The organism is Mycolicibacter engbaekii (genome assembly GCF_002101585.1).
GTDB classification, from domain to species: domain Bacteria; phylum Actinomycetota; class Actinomycetes; order Mycobacteriales; family Mycobacteriaceae; genus Mycobacterium; species Mycobacterium engbaekii.
The window spans coordinates 79,430-97,192 of sequence record NZ_LQOT01000042.1 but is presented as its reverse complement, the minus strand read 5'-3'; the positions used below and the strand labels follow the sequence as shown (position 1 = coordinate 97,192).

General features: G+C 69.3%; 16 protein-coding genes. 7 read left to right on the top strand and 9 right to left on the bottom strand.

All coding sequences use genetic code 11. The features are described 5' to 3' along the window. Window positions 1–8: 8 nt before the first annotated feature. Genes AWC02_RS13260 through AWC02_RS13250 form a run of 3 tightly spaced genes read right to left on the bottom strand, consistent with a single transcriptional unit; the run spans window position 9 to window position 3,653 of the window. Window positions 9–776 carry a CPBP family intramembrane glutamic endopeptidase gene (locus AWC02_RS13260; protein ID WP_085129211.1) on the bottom strand — a complete coding sequence of 256 codons (768 nt, stop codon included), beginning with the start codon at window positions 774–776 and terminating at the stop codon, window positions 9–11. Between the two features lie 55 nt (window positions 777–831). Beyond that, window positions 832–1,242 (bottom strand): MmpS family transport accessory protein, encoded by a 411-nt coding sequence (locus AWC02_RS13255; RefSeq protein ID WP_237160463.1) that lies wholly within the window; start codon window positions 1,240–1,242, stop codon window positions 832–834. A gap of 5 nt (window positions 1,243–1,247) precedes the next feature. Further along, window positions 1,248–3,653, bottom strand: coding sequence for a phosphoketolase family protein (locus AWC02_RS13250; protein WP_085129268.1), 2,406 nt, complete (start codon window positions 3,651–3,653; stop codon window positions 1,248–1,250). Between the two features lie 57 nt (window positions 3,654–3,710). Between AWC02_RS13250 and AWC02_RS13245 the strand changes: the two genes are divergently transcribed. Further along, the gene (locus AWC02_RS13245) at window positions 3,711–6,077 is read left to right on the top strand and encodes a CaiB/BaiF CoA-transferase family protein (RefSeq protein WP_085129209.1); all 2,367 of its coding nucleotides are present in this window, start codon (window positions 3,711–3,713) and stop codon (window positions 6,075–6,077) included. 10 nt (window positions 6,078–6,087) lie between these two features. Continuing rightward, window positions 6,088–7,566: an acetyl-CoA acetyltransferase gene (locus tag AWC02_RS13240; RefSeq protein WP_085129208.1), complete on the top strand. Its 1,479-nt coding sequence runs from the start codon at window positions 6,088–6,090 to the stop codon at window positions 7,564–7,566. Between the two features lie 30 nt (window positions 7,567–7,596). On the opposite strand, the gene AWC02_RS13235 is transcribed toward AWC02_RS13240, so the two are convergent. Both AWC02_RS13235 and AWC02_RS13230 read right to left on the bottom strand, forming a co-directional pair. Beyond that, the gene (locus tag AWC02_RS13235) at window positions 7,597–8,232 is read right to left on the bottom strand and encodes an HhH-GDP family DNA glycosylase (RefSeq protein ID WP_085129207.1); all 636 of its coding nucleotides are present in this window, start codon (window positions 8,230–8,232) and stop codon (window positions 7,597–7,599) included. 77 nt (window positions 8,233–8,309) lie between these two features. Further along, a complete protein-coding gene (locus AWC02_RS13230; protein WP_237160462.1) occupies window positions 8,310–10,043 on the bottom strand; it encodes an NAD-binding protein in 1,734 nt (577 codons plus the stop codon). A gap of 280 nt (window positions 10,044–10,323) precedes the next feature. Here AWC02_RS13230 and AWC02_RS21660 point away from each other — a divergent pair, with 280 nt between their 5' ends. Continuing rightward, entirely contained in the window at window positions 10,324–11,805 is a 1,482-nt protein-coding gene (locus AWC02_RS21660) for a sensor domain-containing protein (protein ID WP_085129205.1), read from the top strand. Between the two features lie 17 nt (window positions 11,806–11,822). On the opposite strand, the gene AWC02_RS13220 is transcribed toward AWC02_RS21660, so the two are convergent. Beyond that, complete coding sequence (locus AWC02_RS13220; protein ID WP_109560999.1) at window positions 11,823–13,061, bottom strand: alpha-hydroxy acid oxidase; 1,239 nt, start codon at window positions 13,059–13,061, stop codon at window positions 11,823–11,825. 46 nt (window positions 13,062–13,107) lie between these two features. Between AWC02_RS13220 and AWC02_RS13215 the strand changes: the two genes are divergently transcribed. Then, window positions 13,108–13,566 carry a DUF1810 domain-containing protein gene (locus AWC02_RS13215; RefSeq protein ID WP_085129204.1) on the top strand — a complete coding sequence of 153 codons (459 nt, stop codon included), beginning with the start codon at window positions 13,108–13,110 and terminating at the stop codon, window positions 13,564–13,566. A 47-nt stretch (window positions 13,567–13,613) separates the two neighbouring features. Here AWC02_RS13215 and AWC02_RS13210 read toward each other — a convergent pair whose 3' ends face one another. Further along, entirely contained in the window at window positions 13,614–14,159 is a 546-nt protein-coding gene (locus AWC02_RS13210) for an alkyl hydroperoxide reductase (protein ID WP_085129203.1), read from the bottom strand. Between the two features lie 63 nt (window positions 14,160–14,222). Beyond that, the gene (locus AWC02_RS13205) at window positions 14,223–14,804 is read right to left on the bottom strand and encodes a peroxiredoxin (RefSeq protein ID WP_085129202.1); all 582 of its coding nucleotides are present in this window, start codon (window positions 14,802–14,804) and stop codon (window positions 14,223–14,225) included. A gap of 114 nt (window positions 14,805–14,918) precedes the next feature. On the opposite strand from AWC02_RS13205, the gene AWC02_RS13200 reads away from it, so the two are divergent. Together AWC02_RS13200 and AWC02_RS13195 are read left to right on the top strand one after the other, a co-directional pair. Continuing rightward, window positions 14,919–15,851, top strand: a complete 933-nt coding sequence (locus AWC02_RS13200; protein ID WP_085129201.1) for a hydrogen peroxide-inducible genes activator — start codon at window positions 14,919–14,921, stop codon at window positions 15,849–15,851. Window positions 15,852–15,887: 36 nt separating this feature from the next. Continuing rightward, window positions 15,888–16,655, top strand: coding sequence for an enoyl-CoA hydratase/isomerase family protein (locus AWC02_RS13195; protein ID WP_085129200.1), 768 nt, complete (start codon window positions 15,888–15,890; stop codon window positions 16,653–16,655). On the opposite strand, the gene AWC02_RS13190 is transcribed toward AWC02_RS13195, so the two are convergent. Then, the gene (locus AWC02_RS13190) at window positions 16,647–16,871 is read right to left on the bottom strand and encodes a (2Fe-2S)-binding protein (RefSeq protein ID WP_085129199.1); all 225 of its coding nucleotides are present in this window, start codon (window positions 16,869–16,871) and stop codon (window positions 16,647–16,649) included. The two genes, AWC02_RS13195 and AWC02_RS13190, sit on opposite strands and share 9 nt — an antisense overlap. Before the next feature lie 407 nt (window positions 16,872–17,278). Between AWC02_RS13190 and bfr the strand changes: the two genes are divergently transcribed. Beyond that, entirely contained in the window at window positions 17,279–17,758 is a 480-nt protein-coding gene (gene bfr, locus AWC02_RS13185) for a bacterioferritin (RefSeq protein ID WP_085129266.1), read from the top strand. The last annotated feature ends 5 nt before the right edge of the window (window positions 17,759–17,763 follow it).

Here is a 17,763-nt window from a genome sequence, read left to right as displayed (position 1 = left end):
TCGCCGGGCTAGGACGACACCTGCCAGACAAGGGCGGCGGCAAGCGCCCCGACCCCGTTGAGCGACCAGTGCAGCGCGATCGGTGCGATCAGGCTGCCGCTGCGCCGCCGCAGCCAGCTGAACACGAATCCCGCGGCCGCGGTGGCCAGCACCGCCAGCGTCACTCCCGCGAGCATGCCGAGGAAGCCGCCCCCGAAGATGCGGGTGAAGCCCACGTTGTTGCTGGTCAGCCCGAGCGATGTGGCCACGTGCCACAGCCCGAACAACAGCGAACCGGCCGCCGCCACCCCGCGAAAACCCCAGGCCCGGTGCAGCGCCCCGTGCAGCGCGCCGCGGAACGCCAACTCCTCGGGAATGACGGTCTGCAACGGAATGACCACCATGGATGCCACCAGTGCGCCCGACAGGGTGGCGTAGTGGTTGTTTAAGAACATCGGCCGGGTCACCGGCAGCAGCACCCCGACCGCGATCACCGACACCACCACCAGCACGGCGGCCAGCGCGTAGCCGAGCCCCGATCGCCAGTGCGCGCGCCCCAGGCCGAGTTCGGTCCAGCTCAGGCCGCTGTAGCGGACCAGCGCGATCAGGCCGACGGCGGTCGCCGGGACGGTCGCGACGGCGGCCCAGGGCGTGGTGAAGTGCGCGATCACATTGGCCAGGGCCAGCACCACCACCACGACGGCGACGTCGACGAACGCACGAAACCGGTTCAGCGCCGACAAGTGCCCCACCAGGGGGTGCCATCCCCCCGGTGCCGCGAACTCGTGAGCAGACATTGGTCGAAATTCTACCCGCGGCGGCGCGGCCGGGGCGGCGTCGTGACGCGCGGTACTACCTGGGGCCGTGGGTCTCGCACAACACCCGCGCCGGAGCCCCGCTGGCGCTGTGCTGGCTGACGACCTTGCCGTTGACGCTGATCGTGCAGGTCAGCGAGCCGGGCCCGGCGCTCTGGGCGCTCAGTGAGTAGGAGGAGGGGCTGGTCGCGTTGGTCATCGATCCGGTCAGCTGGATCGACCACGGCAGCGCGGCGTTGGTGGCGTGGGCCTGACCGCTTTGACCCTGGTAGGTGATGTAGCCGGCGACGCCCGTGCCGGTGAGGTCGTAGCGGACCGGCACCCGGGTGTGGTCCGGCGTGGCGCCCGCCGCCCCCGCACCGGCGATCGCGGCCGACGCGACGAGGGCGCCGAACAGCAACGACGTCGCCTTGCGGAGCATCCGGACGGGTGCGGGGTGAGCGGTCATGGCCGTCACCTTATCTCGCCGCCTTCGCGATCTGCGCCCGATCGCCAGGTCCAGTTGGTGATGCGCGGATCGTCCTCGCCGTGTTCACGGGTGTAGCGCCGAGCGTCCAACCGGGCGTCGACCATCTGCTGGCGCAGCACCGCGCAGCGACCGCCCAGGCCGGGCACCCGGTCGATCACGTCCATCACCAGGTGGAAGCGATCCAGGTCGTTGAGCATCACCATGTCGAACGGCGTGGTGGTGGTGCCGCGTTCGCGGTAGCCGCGCACATGCATCTGATCGTGGTTGGCCCGTGAGTAGGTGAGCCGGTGGATCAGCCACGGGTAGCCGTGATAGGCGAAGACCACCGGCTTGTCGCGGGTGAACAAGGCATCGAACTCGTTGTCGGGCAAGCCGTGCGGATGCTCCGATACCGGTTGAAGGCGCATGATGTCCACGACGTTCACCACGCGCACGGCCAGGTCGGGCAGCTCGCGGTAGAGGATGTCGGCCGCGGCCAGCGTCTCCAGGGTCGGGATGTCCCCGGCACAGGCCAGCACCACATCCGGCTCACCGGCGGTGGTGCCCGCCCACTCCCAGATCCCCAGCCCGCGGGTGCAGTGTGCCACCGCCGCGGGCATGTCCAGGTACGCCAGGGCCGGCTGCTTGCCGGCGACGATGACGTTGACGTAGTCGCGGCTGCGCAGGCAGTGGTCGGCCACCGACAGCAGCGTGTTGCCGTCCGGCGGCAGGTAGACGCGCACCACTTCGGGCCGTTTGTTGGCCACCAGATCGATGAATCCCGGGTCCTGGTGCGACGCCCCGTTGTGGTCCTGACGCCAGACATGGGAGGTCAGCAGGTAATTCAGCGAGGCGATCGGCCGACGCCACGACAGCTCGCGGCTGACGGCCAGCCATTTGGCGTGCTGGTTGAACATCGAGTCGACGATGTGCACGAATGCCTCGTAGCAGTTGAACAGCCCGTGTCGCCCGGTCAGCAGGTAACCCTCGAGCCAGCCCTGGCACAGGTGCTCGGAGAGCACTTCCATGACCCGGCCGTCGGGGGCCAGATGGTCGTCGCACGGTTCGGTCGGTGACAGCCAGACCCGATCGGTGGCGCCGAAGACCGCCGAGAGCCGGTTGGATGCGGTCTCGTCGGGACCCATCAACCGGAACCGATCGCGGTTGCGGTCGATGACGTCGCGCAGGAAAGTGCCGAGCACGCGGGTGGCCTCGTGGATCTCGGTGGCGGGCCGGGTCACCGGCACCGCGTAGTCGCGGAAGTCGGGTAGGTCCAGGTCGTGTAGCAGCAGCCCGCCGTTGGCGTGCGGGTTGGCGCTCATCCGGCGCTCGCCCCGCGGCGCCAGCGCCGCCAGCTCCGGCCGCAGGCGGCCGGCGGCGTCGAAGAGCTCCTCCGGTCGGTAGCTCTGCATCCACTGCTGGAGCTGGCGGCGGTGACCGGGGTCGGTGCGGGTCTGCGCCAGCGGCACCTGATGGGCGCGCCAGGTTCCCTCCACCTGCTGGCCGTCGACCGTCTTCGGCCCGGTCCAGCCCTTGGGGGTGCGCAATACGATCATCGGCCAGACCGGCCGCGTCGGCGTGGAGCCGGCGCGCGCGGTGTGCTGGATCGCCGCGATGTCGTCGAACGCGTCCTCGAGGGCGGCCGCAAGTGATCGATGCACCAGGGCCGGATCGTCGCCGGCGACGGTGATCGGCCGATATCCGTAGCCGCGCAGCAGTGCCTCCAACTCCGGGTGCGGAATACGGGCCAGCACCGTGGGATTGGCGATCTTGTAGCCGTTGAGATGCAGGATGGGCAGCACCGCGCCGTCCACCGCCGGGTTCAGGAACTTGTTCGAGTGCCAGCCGGCGGCCAGCGGGCCGGTCTCCGCCTCGCCGTCGCCGATGACGCATGCCACCACCAGGTCCGGATTGTCGAAGGCCGCGCCGTAGGCATGCACCAACGAATAGCCGAGCTCGCCGCCCTCGTGGATGGAGCCCGGCGTCTGCGCGGCCACGTGGCTGGGGATGCCGCCGGGAAAGGAGAACTGCCGGAACAGTTTCCGCAGCCCGTCGGTGTTGTGGCCGATACCGGTGTACACCTCGCTGTAGGTGCCCTCCAGATAGGCGTTGGCGACCAGGGCCGGCCCGCCGTGGCCGGGGCCGGTGATGAAGATGACGTTGGCGTCGCGCGCGCGGATGATCCGGTTCAGGTGCAGGTAGAGCAGGTTCAGGCCGGGTGTGGTGCCCCAGTGCCCCAGCAGCCGGGGTTTGACATGCTCGGGCAGCAGCGGTTCGGTCAGCAGCGGATTGTCCAGCAGATAGATCTGGCCCACCGACAGATAGTTCGCGGCCCGCCAGTAGGCATCGAGGCGGGCCAGTTCATCGTCGGGGAGTGCAGGTGCGGATGGAGTGACGTCGGTTGCACTCATCTTGTCGATTGTCCCGCCGAACCCGGACCCCGGCAACCGGTTCATTACCCTGTCAGCGTGTTGTTGGATGCTGTTCGTGTATTGGACCTGGCCGGCGCAGACGCCGACGCGGTGACCCGGCTGCTCGCCGACCTGGGAGCCGACGTGCTCAAGGTGGAGCCGCCCAGCGGCAGTCCGGCGCGCACTGCTGCGCCGCTGCTCGACGGCGTGAGCATTCCGTTCGCGCTGCACAACGCGAACAAGCGCAGCGTCGTGCTGGATCCCGCGCAGGATCGAGACCGCCGCAGGTTCGCCGAGCTGGTGGCCACCGCCGACATCGTGGTGGACAGCGGCCGGCCCGGTCGGGCCGCCGACTTCGGCACCTCGTGCGCCGAGCTGGCCGATCGCTTCGCCCATCTGGTGACGATGTCGGTCACCGATTTCGGGCAGAGCGGGCCGCGCTCGTCGTGGCAGGCCACCGACGCGGTGCTCTACGCGCTCTCGGGAGCTCTGTCACGGTCGGGTCCCACCACGGGGACGCCGGTTCTGCCGCCCGCGGGGATCGCCTCGGCGACCGCGGCGGTGCAGGCGGCCTGGGCGGTCCTGGTCGCGTACTACAACCGGTTGCGCTGCGGAACCGGGGACTACATCGACTTTTCCCGGTACGACGCGGTGGTCACCGTGCTCGACCCGGTGTTCGGGGCGCACGGCCAGGCCGCGGCCGCGCAACGCACCTCGCGCCGGTGGCGTGGGCGGCCCCGCAACCAGGACGCATACCCCATCCTGCCGTGCCGCGACGGCTACGTCCGGCTCTGCGTGATGTCGCCGCGGCAGTGGCGCGGGCTGTGGAGCTGGCTGGGCGAGCCCGCGGAGTTCGCCGACCCCAAATTCGGGGTGATCGGCGAGCGGTTCGCCGTCTGGCCGCAGATCAGCGCCTTGATCCGTCAGCTGTTCGCCGACCAGGACATGCTTGATCTGGTGGCAGCCGGGCAGTCGCGCGGTGTGCCGATCGCCGCCGTGGGGGACCCGGCGCAGGTGCTCGAGCAGGAGCACTTCGTGGCCGCCCAGGCGGTCACCCGGGCGGAGCTGGCGCCGGGGCTGTCCGCGGCGATACCCACCGGCTACTACGTGGTCGACGACCAGCGGGCCGGCTTCCGGTCGCCGGCGCCGGCCTGCGGCGACGCCGACGCCGAATGGCTGACGGGTCCCTCGACCGGGCCGGCGTCCGACACCGCCGTCGGCGCCCGGCCCTTCGAGGGAGTGCGGATCGTCGACTTGGGGGTCATCGTGGCCGGCGGCGAGGCCAGCCGGCTCTTCGGCGACATGGGTGCCGAGATCATCAAGGTGGAGAGCCCGGCCTACCCGGACGGGCTTCGGCAGGCGCGGCCGGGCGAGGCGATGAGCGAGTCGTTCGCCTGGACGCACCGCAACAACTCGGGATTCGGCCTGGATCTGCGCAGTCCGGCCGGCAAAGAGATCTTCGCCCGCCTGGTCGGTACCGGCGATGCGGTGCTGGCCAACTTCAAACCGGGCACGCTGGCCGCCCTCGGCTTTTCCTACGAGGTGCTGCGCGAACTCAATCCACGGATCGTCCTTGCCGAGAGCAGCGCCTTCGGCGAGACGGGCCCGTGGAGCGACCGTATGGGTTATGGGCCGCTGGTGCGGGCCACCACCGGAATCACCGCGCTGTGGACCGCCACCGACGACGAGGGCGACGCCCAGCGGCACCCGTTCTACGACGCGACCACGGTCTTTCCCGATCACGTGGTGGCCCGCGTCGCGGCCATCGGGGCGCTGGCGGCGCTGATCGGGGCCCGGCGCACCGCGACGGGCAGCCACGTCCACGTGTCGCAGGCCGAGACCGCGGTCAATCAGCTCGACACCAGCTACGTCGCCCGTGCCGCGGGCCAGGCCGTGCAGCCCGACACCGCGGTGGACCTGGTGTGCCCGTGTGCCGGCGATGACGAGTGGTGTGTGATCTCGATTCGCACCGACGCCGATATGCGGGCTGTCGCCACCGCCTTCGACGATCCGGCGCTGGCCGCCGACGACCGTTTCGGCACCGGCGCGGCGCGGGCCGCTCACCACGCCGAACTGGCGGCCGTGTTGGGCCGCCACACCGCGGCTCAGCCGCCCGCGGCGGTGGGGGAGCTCCTGCAGGCCGCCGGGGTGCCCGCCGCGCCGATGAACCGGCCGCCCGATGTCGCCGATGATCCGCAGCTGGCTCACCGGTCGGTGTTCGCGCCCATGACCCACCCGCTGATCGAGCAGGCGTTGCCGGCCGAGACCGGTCCCGCGCCGTACCGCAACATTCCGCCGGCGCTGCAGCGTCCTGCGCCGCTGCCCGGGCAGGACACCCGGGAGATCTGCCGCGCGGTGCTCGTGCTCGAGGACGACGAGACCGACAAGCTGATCGCCGACGGAGTGCTTTTCGCCGCCGATTAGTCTTACGGCCATGTCTGTCGACCCCCGGACCCCGGTGCTCATCGGCTACGGCCAGATCAACCATCGCGACGACTCCGAGCCCGTCGAGCCCGTCGACCTGATGGCGGCGGCGGCGCGGCGCGCCGCGGACGATCGGGTGCTGAGCGCCGTCGACTCGATCCGGGTGGTCAACCTGCTCTCGGCCCGTTACCGCGATCCGGGCGCGCTGGTGGGCCAGCGGATCGGTGCGCAGCGCGCCGCCACCCGGTACAGCCCGGTGGGCGGCAACGTGCCGCAGTCCCTGGTGAATCAGGCCTGCCTGGACATCCAGGATGGCCGTGCGGGAGTCGTGCTGGTGACCGGCGGTGAGACCTGGCGTACCCGGACCAGGTTGCGGCGGGCCGGCGAGCGGCTGTCCTGGACGCAGCAGGACGACACGGTCCCGTTGGCCCAGTGCGACGGCGAAGACGTGCCGATGGTCGGCCCGGACCAGGAGCGGATCGGGCTGGACCGGCCCGCCTACGTCTACCCGCTGTTCGAGCAGGCGTTGCGTATCGCCGCGGGGGAGAAGGTCGACGACCACCGCCGCCGGATCGGTGAGCTGTGGTCCCGGTTCAATGCGGTGGCGGTCGACAACCCGCACGCCTGGATCCGGCAGCCGGTCAGCGCCGAGGAGATCTGGCAGCCCGGTCCCGCCAACCGGATGATCAGCTACCCGTACACCAAGTTGATGAACTCCAACAACATGGTCGATCAGGGGGCGGCGCTGGTGCTGACCTCGGTCCAGACCGCCACCGACCTGGGTGTCCCGGCCGAGAAGTGGGTTTTCCCGCACGCCGGCACCGACGCCCACGACACCTACGCCGTCGCCGAGCGTGCCGAACTGCACCGGTCGCCGGCGATCCGGATCGCGGGGGCCCGGGCACTGGAGCTGGCCGGTGTCGCGGAGGTCGGCGAGATCGATTACGTCGACCTGTACTCGTGCTTCCCGTCGGCGGTCCAGGTCGCCGCGCGCGAACTGGGGCTGCCCACCGACGACCCCGCCCGGCCGCTGACGGTGACCGGTGGCCTCACCTTTGCCGGTGGGCCGTGGAACAACTATGTGATGCATTCGATCGCCACGATGGCCGAGCTGCTGGTGGCCAATCCGGGGCGGCGCGGCCTGATCACCGCCAACGGCGGCTACCTGACCAAGCACAGCTTCGGTGTCTACGGAACCGAACCCCCGGCGGCCGGATTCCGTTGGCAGGATGTGCAACCCGAGGTGGACGCGCAAGCCACTCGGGCGTCGCTGGTGCAGTGGCAGGGAACCGGCGAAGTGGAGTCGTGGACCACACCGTTCGATCGCGACGGCCGCCCCGAGCAGGCGTTCCTGGCGGTCCGCACCCCGGAGGGGGCGCGCACGCTGGCGGTGGTCCGGGACCGCGATGCCGCCCAGAGGACCGTGGACGAAGACATCGCCGGTGCCGCGGTCGACGTGCACGAGGACGGTACGGCGACGCTGCGATAGTTCGGCGGGCGACGTGTTTTCGCCGCCCCGTCATTCGTCGAGTTGCGCCCGGATGTCTGGGTCGGTGCAGTAGCGCACCAGTGCCGCTGCGAGTTCGGCGTTGCGGCCCTGGGCCAGCGCACCGAGTTCGTTTGGGTCAGTGGGGAGTCCGAGTTCGCGTGCCCCTTCCAGTGCGCGCTCGTCGAACGTGTAGCGCGCCCACGGCCAGACGTCCTGGGCCTCCCGGAGAAAGATGCTCGCGCCCACGTCGCCTATCCCCTTGTAGGCCTTCAGCGCCTCGGTGGCCGCCTCGACGTCGCGCCCGCTGCGTTCGGCGAGCAGCCGAAGATCGCCTCCGTAGTTGGTCTGTGTCGCCTCCGCCAATTCGGCGAGCATGGTGGCCGAACTCTCGTCGTAGCGGCGGTAGTGAGCCCGTCCCATGGCGTCGATCATGGTCTGCCGGTCGGCTTCGAGGACTTTGTGCGGGGTGCGTAATCCATTCCTGAACAGCTCGCGGGCCGCGCGGGCTGCCACGGCGGAGTCGATCGGCTTGCTGGCCAGCATGCACAACATCAGCAGCTGGAACAGCGGCATCGGCTGATTGCGCAGCCGAATGCCGGCCTCCTGGGCGTAGGTGGTGCCCGCCCGCCGCAACAACCGGCGCACAAGCTCCTTGTGAGTGGTCACGGCTGCGGCTATACCCGGCCTCGAGACCCCAGAAACCCGGCGGGACCCCCTGGGCCCGGCGGCGGAGAAGACGGCCGTTACTGGCCGGACAGACTGCGCGCCGGATACCGCCCAGCCGATTGCGTCACGTCGACGACCTCCAGCCCGACGGCTGCCAGCATCTCCGGGATGGCCCGCACGAAAATCCGGTCCACCTCGGCGATATCGGGCGGCAGCTGCGCCATCGGCACCAGATGCGGGTCTTTCCTGCGTAAGGGGTCCTCGGCGCCCAGAGTCCAGCCGGCGGCGAGCTTCTCCTGCATCCAGCGGTCGTGTTCCATGGTGCCGAGTGTGTCCACTTCGTCGTCGGTGAACTGGAAGTCCTTGGCGTGCCAGTTGCGCAGCGGGGCGATGACGCACCCGATGCTGCGCAACTTCACCCCGATGTGCCGGGCCTGAGCACGACTGGAGTCCTTGAGTGGATCCGGCAATTCCGGCCAGGCTGGTGGCGCCGGTGCGCCCGCGGGCTGCATCAGGCAGTAGCGGCGGTGGATTTCTTGGGCAACGGTCTCCAGCGACCCGCCTTCGATCAGCTCTACGCTGCAGGTCTCCCGCAGGGTCCGGAACACCGAGATCGCGGCGCCGCCCAGGGCCGCCTGCTCCTCGAGAAGTTCGGCGACACCGTAGGCGCGCGAGATGACCGTGACCACCGGCACGGTGCTGTCGAGGGCACGGCGCAGGTTCAAAGCCGACTCGACGTTGCGTTCGTCGTGGTAACCGGTCACATACGCTTGGGTCACCGGGTAGGACGCGTCTTGGGTCAGCCGCTCGATATCGCGCACCGATGCAGTGCTGCAACGGAATTCGCAGACCTCGTCCAGTGCCGGGTAGTCCGCTGTCAGCTTGGCCACCGTGTCGGCGGCGTGGTCGTCGAGCACCGTCACGCGCAGTGGCTGGTTGTCGGCGCGTGTGTCGTGCCAGTGGCGGGCGGCCTGGAACACCAATCCGGCGCCCACACCGCCGAGGTGGGCGACCACGATGTGGGGCGGTTGCGCGGTCCGCAGCGGATGCTGGGCCAGCAGCAGGCGAGCGCCGAGGGAGTCGATGTTGAAGAAGTCGACGATTGACTGCTCGTCGCCGCGATTGGACTCCGCGAGCCGCAACAGCACCGACAGCCCGGGGTGCTCGATGCGCGCCAGGCAGCGCAGCTGGTGTGCGCGTGAGCGCCCGCCGAACATGTGCGCCTTCTTCTTCGCCGTGTCCTTGGCCAATCGGCCCGCGAGCAGGACGATTTCGGTGTTGACCACGCTGTCCGAGGTCACCGCGAGCAGCCGGGCGGCGCGCCGCAGTCCGGCTGATTCGAGTGTCGGCCCGAGCTGTGCGTCTCCGATCACCACGGGGAACCCCCAGTTGCGGCAGAGCGGGATGCGCGGGTTGGTCTCGTCGGATTCGATCACGACCGCCCGATAGCCCGCGGCACGCAGCTTGCGGACGAACTCGAACCCGGCATAACCGAGACCGCAGACCACCACATGCCCATGCCTGAACGGAATCAGCAACTGCTGCACCCGGTCCCGAAACAGCGAGACCACCGCGATGAGCGCGGCCCATCCGGCAACCACGGGTGCGAGGAAGCGGGCGATGTCCAGCGCCGGGCCGACGTGGCTCTCCGGCTGCGGAGCCGCGTGCAGGAAGAACAGTTTGACCGCGCCGTAGACGACGTCGGAGGGGGAATGCTCGCCGCCGCCATAGGATCCATAGCCCCACAGCCCCAAGGCAAACGCAGCGATGCCGGCCGGGATCAACAGCCAGTACCAATGCGGGTCGGTCAAACCGGTCAACAGCTTGTGCGGCAGCGTTTCTGGCGGCATATCGCGCCGCGGTTCGACCGGCCGAGCGGGTTGTGCGCCAGGACTTGCCATCTGGCTCGTCTCCTCCCGCGCCTCCTCCCAGGTCGGTCGGCCCATCGCGAAAGCGCACTGTTCCTCGTACACTAACCCCGAATCCTCGTACACTAACCCCGAAGCGGGACTTCCGACATGGGACTTTGGTCATGTCTTGGGCGTCTGCCGCGGTGATTCGGCGCTGTGCCTACCAGCCCCGGAGAGGACCATGCTGTTTGTCAGTTACGCCAGCCAGGATCGCGAGTTGGTCGATCCGCTGGTCTGTGACCTGCGCAGCGCCGGCCAGCGGGTGTGGCTGGACGAAGAGCTGGGTGGCGGCGAGGCGTGGTGGCAGACGATCCTGGACCGGATCCGCTGCTGTTCGGTGTTTATTGTCGCGTTGTCCAATAATTCGTTGCGGTCCAAGCCCTGTCAGGCGGAGTTGGCCTACGCGCGCGCCCTGTACCGGCCGGTTCTGCCGGTGCAGATCGGGCCGGTCGACAGTGTGCGGGTCACCCCCGTCGCCGCGACCCAGATCATCGACTACCGAACCCGCAACATCGCCGCCAACACCCGATTGACCGCCGCGCTGCGAAGCCTGTCGCGGCGGGCCGTCCCGCTGCCCCGGCCGCTGCCGGAGGAACCGGTGGTGCCCTTCGCCTACCTCATGCGGCTCTCCTCGGAACTGTCCGGACCCGAGCTGAGCTACCGCAAGCAGGCCGAACTCGTTCTGGAACTGCGGTCGCGGCTCGACGAGGACTGTCACGACCCGACCGTCCGCAATGACATCCTCGCGCTGCTGTGCCGGTTGCGGGACCGGCCGGACGTCACCGTGCGCACCCGCGCCGATGTCGATGCCGTGCTGGCCGCCAACGAGCCGAGCTTCACCGCCGAGACGGTGGGGATGGCGGCGGCACCCGTGACCGGCCCGCGGCCCGTGGTCGCCCGGCCGGCCCCGCCGGATCCTCCCGCCGGGGGCGGCGGTGCGGATTCTGAGGAGCCCGGACGGCGACGGGGGCGCTGGTCGGCCAAGAAGGTTCTGGTGGCGGGCGCGGCCGTGGCGGTGGTGGCCGCGGGTGGGCTGGCGTTCGGACTCACCCGCACCGGGCCGGAGCAGGCCGCTGCGCCCCTGGCCGCCGACGAGGATGTGCGGGCCGCGATGGCCACGCCGGGGATGCAGACGGTGGAGGCCGATCTGGAATCCCTCAAGCCCAGGGGAGCGATCACGGCGACGGCGCCACAGTGCCTGGGCGTGCTGTACCCGGGTCTGGAAGAGGTCTACCAGGGCAGTGAGCCGCAGCGGGCGGCGTGGAAGGTGCTCGAGGAACCCGGCGGGCTGCAACGGGCTGGGGTCAACGGCCGGAACTTCGTCGACCAGGACATCGTGGTGTTCGCGTCGAAGTCCGGCCGGGCGGCGGCGTTCGCCGAGGAATCGCTGGCCAGGTGGCGGTCCTGTGTGGGCCAGACGGTCGCCGTGACCTACCCCGACAACAACACCTACACCTGGACCATCGGCGACGAGGTCGGCGATGCGCCGCGGATGTCGCAGACCTACACCCTGGACTCCGGGGGCTACAGCTGCCAGCGGGTGCTCAATGCGTTGGCGGACACGGTGATCGACGTCAAGGCCTGCGGGTCGCACATCGCCGGCGAGGCGGGTGTGCTGACCGACATGATCGCCGCGCTGGTCATGCGAGCCCCCGCGTTCTGAAGGGCGGCCCGGCGGCGTTACCGGCGGGGTACCAGCCGTTGCAGCTGGGTCACGTGCTGCGGGGACAACTCCGCCAGATCGCGGACGCCGAGCAGTCGCATGGTGCGCCGGATCTGTTCGGCCAGGATGTCGATCACCCGGTGCACGCCGGCCTGTCCGCCGGCCATCAGGCCATAGAGGTAGGCCCGGCCGATCAGGGTGCACCGTGCGCCCAGTGCGACCGCCGCGACGATGTCGGCGCCGCTCATGATGCCGGTGTCCAGCAGGATCTCGGTGTCACGTCCGACGTCGCGGGCCACCTCGGGCAGCAGGTGAAACGGCACGGGTGCCCGGTCGAGCTGGCGGCCGCCGTGGTTGGACAGCACGATGCCGTCTGCGCCCACATCGACCACGGTGCGGGCGTCGGCGACGGTCTGAATGCCTTTGACGACGAATCGGCCCGGCCATTGGGATTTGATCCACGCCAGGTCGTCGAAGGTCACGCTCGGGTCGAACATCGAGTCCATGTACTGCGCGACGGTGCCCGACCATCGGTCCAGCGAGGCGAAGGACAGCGGCTCGGTGGTGAACAGGTCGAACCACCAGGCCGGATGCAGGGCGGCGTCGGCGACGGTCCGCGGCGTCAGCGCCGGGGGAATCGACATGCCGTTGCGCGTGTCGCGCCGGCGTGCCCCCGCGACCGGGCAGTCGACCGTCACCATCAGGGTGTCGTAGCCCGCGTCGGCGGCGCGGCGCAGCAGCGCCATCGACCGATCGCGGTCGTGCCACATGTACAGCTGAAACCAGCGGCGCGCTGTCGGGGCGGCCTGCGCGACGTCCTCGATGGAGGCCGTGCCGAGGGTGGACAGCGAGAACGGGATGCCCGCGGCAGCGGCCGCGCGGGCACCGGCCAGTTCGCCCGCGGTGTGCATGAGCCGGGTGAAGCCGGTGGGTGCGATCGCGAACGGCAACGCGACCGACGCCCCCAGCACGCTGGCGGTGGTGTCGACGCTGGTGACGTCGCGCAGGATGGCGGGATGGAACTCGATGTCGCGGAAGGCCTGTCGGGCGCGGCCCAACGAGATCTCGTCTTCGGCGGCGCCGTCGGTGTAGTCGAAAGCCGCCCGCGGTGTGCGCCGCTTGGCGAGGTCCCGCAGGTCCTCGACGGTCAGCGCACGCTCGAGGCGGCGCGCGGTGCGGTTCAACCGCGGTCTGCGCAATCGGATCAGGGGGGCGAGCTCGCCTATTCTGGGGAACCGCCGCTGTGTCGCCGACATCGCTGACTCCTTTACTGCCGCACTCGAACTGTGCCACGGTTGGGGCATGGCCGACACCTTCGGGCTACAGCGTTTCGTCGACGCGCAGGCCGGGGTGTACGACACCGTGCTCACCGAACTGCGCGCCGGCCGCAAACGCAGCCACTGGATGTGGTTCGTGTTTCCGCAGTTGGCGGGATTGGGCACCAGCGCGATGGCGCGGCGCTACGGGATCGGGTCGGCGGCCGAGGCACGGGCCTACCTGGCTCACGACGTGCTCGGGCCGCGCCTGCAGGAATGTGCGGGCCTGATCGGCGCGGTGCGCGGTGAGTCCATCGAGGAGATTCTGGGCCGGCCCGACGATCTCAAGCTTCGGTCGTCGATGACGTTGTTCGGCCGGGCCTGCGCGGGCGGAGGGCACGTCGGCAGGTGCGCGTGCAGCGAGGTTCACGCGGTGCTGGACCGCTATTTCGCCGGGCAGGAGGACCCGGTGACGGTGGAACGGTTGGCGCGGCTGGACAGCTGAGGCCTACGGCGCGCGCCGGGTGCTTACCCGGCGCGCGCCGATCGGCATCAGCCCGCCGGCGAGGCGGCCGGGTCGGCGGCGGCGGCAAAGACCGCCTGCCCCACTCCGGCCACGATCGAGGCGACCTTGAGCGCTTCCAGTACCGCTTCGCGTCCGATGCCCGCCTCTCGCACGACCTGCTCGTGGGAGGCAACGCACGCCTGGCAGCCGTTGATCGCCGAGACCGCGAAACTCCACAGCTCGAAGTTCGCCTTGTCGACCCCCGGGTTGCCGATGATGTTCATCCGCAACCCGGGCCGGAGGTCGTCATAGCTGCCGTCCAGGAAGTGCCGCCCACGGTAGAACACGTTGTTCATACCCATGATCGAGGCGGCGCCCAGGGCGGCCTGGTAGGCCTCCGCCGACAAGTTGTCGGCGGCCTCGGCACCGATCTCGGCCAGCACCGTGGCGTTGCGCGTGGCCGCGGCACTGGCGAGCAGACTGCCCCAGAGCTGCTCCTCGTTCAGGACAGTGCTGCGGGCGATCGAACCCAGGTTGAGCTTGAGGTCCTTGGCGTACTCCGGGATCGCGTTCTTGAGATTCTCAATACTCATTGGCGCTGTTCCTCCTCATCCTGGCGCCCGACATCACCGCGAGCGCGATTCATCCGGCTCCGATCACAGAGATTCTTTGAGCAGCTCGCCGACGTTCAGCGTCGCGTCGCCCTTCTTCCAGTTGCACGCGCACAGCTCGTCGGACTGCAGGGCGTCGAGCACCCGCAGCACCTCGTCGACGTTGCGGCCCACCGATCCCGCCGTCACCGAGACGAACTGAATCTCGTTGTTGGGGTCGATGATGAAGGTGGCCCGGTCGGCGACCCCGTCGGAGTTGAGCACGCCGGTCTCCCGTACCAGGTCGCGGTTGAGGTCCGACAGCATCGGGAACGGCAGCGTCTTAAGGTCCTCGTGCGTGACGCGCCAGTTGTAGTGCACGAACTCGTTGTCGGTCGAGACGCCGAGAACCTGGGCGTCGCGGTCGGCGAACTCGTCGTTCAACTTGCCGAACGCCGCGATCTCGGTGGGGCAAATGAAGGTGAAGTCCTTGGGCCAGAAGAACACCACGCGCCACTTGCCGGCGTAGTCGTCGCTGGTGATGGTGGTGAAGAGCTCATCGGGCCCGTTCACCTTCGACAGGTCGCCCCCGATCAGGGCGGTCACCTTGTAGGCCGGGAACTGGTCGCCGATAGTCAACAGTGCCATGACACTCCTTTGTGTGAGATATGTGCCGTCGGGGCGCGGTGGGCGCCCGCATGCTCCATGGTGCCCGATTCAAATTAAAAATGAAAGGTGATACTACGCACTATAATTATCGGCATGACCGATGCAAGCTATCAGCCCACGCTGGCGGGCCTGCGGGCCTTCGCCGCCGTGGCCGAGAAGCACCACTTCAGCCTCGCGGCGGCCGGGCTGGGCCTGAGCCAGTCCACCCTCTCGCAGGCCCTGTCGTCGCTGGAGGCCGGGTTGGGGGTGCAACTCATCGAGCGCTCCACCCGGCGGGTTTTCCTGACCGCCGAGGGGCAGCAGCTGCTGCCGCACGCTCATGCGGTGCTCGACGCGGCGGCACAGTTCTCCGCGGCGGCCGCCGGGGTGGCCGACCCCTTGCAGGGCGCGGTCCGGCTGGGCCTGATCCCCACGGTGGCGCCGTACGTGCTGCCCGCGGTGCTGGCCGGCCTGGCCGAGGAACTGCCGGAGCTCAACCTGCGGGTGATCGAAGATCAGACCGAGCGACTGCTCACCGGGCTACGCGAGGGTGCCGTCGACGCGGCCGTGATGGCGTTGCCGGCCGAGGTGCCCGCAATGACCGAAATCCCGATATACGACGAGGATTTCGTGTTGGCGCTGCCGCCGGGGCATGCGCTGGCCGGCAAGCGCCGACTGCCGCCGGCCGCGCTGGCCGACCTGCCGCTGTTGTTGCTCGACGAGGGCCACTGCCTGCGGGACCAGACGCTGGAGATCTGCCGCAACGCCGGGGTGCGCGCGGAATTGGCGACCACGCGCGCGGCATCGCTGGCCACCGCCGTCCAGTGCGTGAACGGCGGGCTGGGGGTGACCCTGATCCCGCAGACGGCGGTGGCGGTGGAGGCCGAACGCAACGGCCTGGCGCTGGCCCATTTCGCGCCGCCGCAGCCCGGCAGGCGCATCGGGCTGGTCTTTCGTTCCTCCAGTGGTCGCGAAGAGTCCTATCGGCGACTGGCAGGCATCATCGGCAAGGTGGTGGCGGCCGGTCATCGGGTCGATCTGCTCTGAGCGCAGTGGCGGGCACGGGCCGTTTAGGCTGCACGGGTGATCCTGACGATCGAAGACCAGAACCGGGTACGCACCCTGACGCTGAATCGTCCCGAGGCGCTCAATGCGTTCAACGAGGCGCTCTACGACGCCACCGCCGAGGCGTTGCTGGCCGCCGCGGACGATCCCGAGGTGGCGGTGGTGCTGATCACCGGTGCCGGGCGGGCGTTCAGCGCCGGGACCGACCTTGCCGAGATGCAGGCGATGGTCACCGACCCGGACTTCGTGCCGGGCAAGCACGGTTTCCGCGGTCTCATCGCGGCGCTGGGGCGGTTCCCCAAGCCGCTGATCTGTGCGGTGAACGGCCTCGGTCTGGGCATCGGAGCCACCATCTTGGGCTACGCGGACCTGGCGTTCATGTCCTCGACAGCACGACTGAAGTGCCCGTTCACCAGTCTGGGCGTGGCCCCCGAGGCCGGCTCGTCGTATCTGCTCCCGCAGCTGATCGGCAGGCAGAACGCGGCCTGGCTGCTGATGTCCTCGGAGTGGATCAACGCCGACGAGGCGCGGCGGATGGGCTTGGTCTTTGCCGTGTGCGAACCGGACGACCTTCTGGTGCAGGCCCGCAGGCACGCCGAAGTGCTTTCGTCCCGGCCCATTTCAAGTCTGATGGCGGTCAAGGCGGCGATGGTCGAGCCGGCCCGGGCCGCAACGCTGGAGGCTGTCGAACGCGAGAACGGGTTCTTCGCCGAACTGCTGGGTGGCCAGGCCAACGCCGACGCGCTGGCCGAATTCAGCGGCCGGCGGGGCGGCGGCTCAGCGTGATCCCACGGGGCTGATGTCCAGCGCGAGGCCGCGCAACGCATCCTGGTCGGCAGCGGCCAGGGCCGCCTGGATGATGCCGCGAACGGTGCAGCGGCACCGGCCGCAGTCGGCTCCCGCGCCGCACATCGCGGCTACCTCTTTCGACGTCGACGCCCCGGCGGCGACGGCGTCCGACACCATCTGATTGGTGGCTCCGACACACAGGCATACGTACATGCGCTCGCCCTACCGGCCCTCGCCGGCCGGCGCCGGCGGATCGATCGCGGTCTTGTCCGGGTGGTCGAGCCGTTGCTGTGCACGCGCTGCACCCTCGAATTCCAGCAGCGTCATCACCTCATGTCCATCGTCGACTGTTTGCGCGATTATCGGGCGAAGCGAGCCCGATGTTAGTAGAGTCTAACCTAAGTAAAGCGCACCTTGCACGAGTCGGTTAACCGGCGATGACCAAGAGTTCGCCCCGACGGCGCCCAGGTGGTGCGGCGATGAGACGCGCCCGGACGCGGGTAAACATGCCCCTGCGGCGCACCGTCTGCATTAGATTGAATGTGCGCGTTGCGGCGATGACCCAAGCCCCCTCCGTCGCGGCCGAAACCGGCGAGGTTCTTCATGGCAGAGGAGAGATCATGCAAGGCGACCCCGAAGTTCTCAGACTGCTCAATGAGCAGCTGACCAGCGAACTCACCGCGATCAACCAGTACTTCCTGCACGCCAAGATGCAGGACAACTGGGGTTTCACCGAGCTGGCCGGCCACACCCGCGAAGAGTCGATGGAGGAGATGCGCCACGCCGAGTCGGTCACCGACCGGATCCTGGTGCTCGGCGGCCTGCCGAACTATCAGCGCATCGGCTCGCTGCGTATCGGCCAGACGCTGCGCGAGCAGTTCGAGAGCGACCTGGCGCTGGAGATCGACGTGCTCAATCGGTTGCGGCCGGGCATCGTCATGTGCCGGGAGAAGCAGGACAGCACCACCGCCCAGATCCTGGAGACCATCCTCGCCGACGAGGAGTCCCACATCGACTATCTGGAAACCCAGCTGGAGCTGATGGACAAGCTCGGCGAGGCGCTGTACTCCGCGCAGTGTGTCTCCCGCCCGCCCTCGTGAGGTCC